Annotated in this window: 1 protein-coding gene; it reads left to right on the top strand. The window is 62.1% G+C overall.

The window, feature by feature from the left end; genetic code table 11:
- Nucleotides 1-425, top strand: a 425-nt coding sequence (locus B3C64_RS00180; protein WP_291532904.1) for a manganese efflux pump MntP family protein, incomplete at its 5' end; no start/stop codon positions are given.
- Nucleotides 426-485: the final 60 nt, after the last annotated feature.

Below are 485 nucleotides of genomic sequence, written 5' to 3'. Positions count from 1 at the left end.
TGTTCCCGCTGCTTGGGTTCTTCGCGGCATCCACATTCAGCAAATACGTGACCGCCGTGGACCACTGGATCATTTTCGGCCTGCTCGCCCTGATCGGCGGCAACATGGTGCGTGAGGCGTTCGAAGAGGACGAGGAGAACGCCAAGGAGACCGCGGAATTCGATTGGCGTCACATGCTGCCGCTCGCCGTGGCATGCAGCATCGACGCGTTCGCGGTCGGCGTGAGCTTCGCGTTCATGACGCTCAACATCTGGATCTCGGTGATCATCATCGGCGTCACCACCGGCCTGTTCTCCGCCGCGGGGTTGTACATCGGCCGCGCGTTCGGCTCGCGCTGGCAGAAGCCCGCGCAGATCGCGGGCGGCATCGTATTGATTCTGATCGGTGTGAAAGTGCTGCTGGAGCACCTCGGATTCATCGCCTGATTGCAGGTACGGCTTCGACTCAGACAATGCGCTTGGCAACGCGCCCGGCGCTCACAGCAC

It is taken from the genome of Bifidobacterium sp. UBA6881, assembly GCA_002451435.1.
In the GTDB taxonomy this organism is placed as follows: domain Bacteria; phylum Actinomycetota; class Actinomycetes; order Actinomycetales; family Bifidobacteriaceae; genus Bifidobacterium.
The sequence above is the reverse complement of the archived record's forward strand: the minus strand, read 5'-3'. Positions and strand labels throughout refer to the sequence as shown.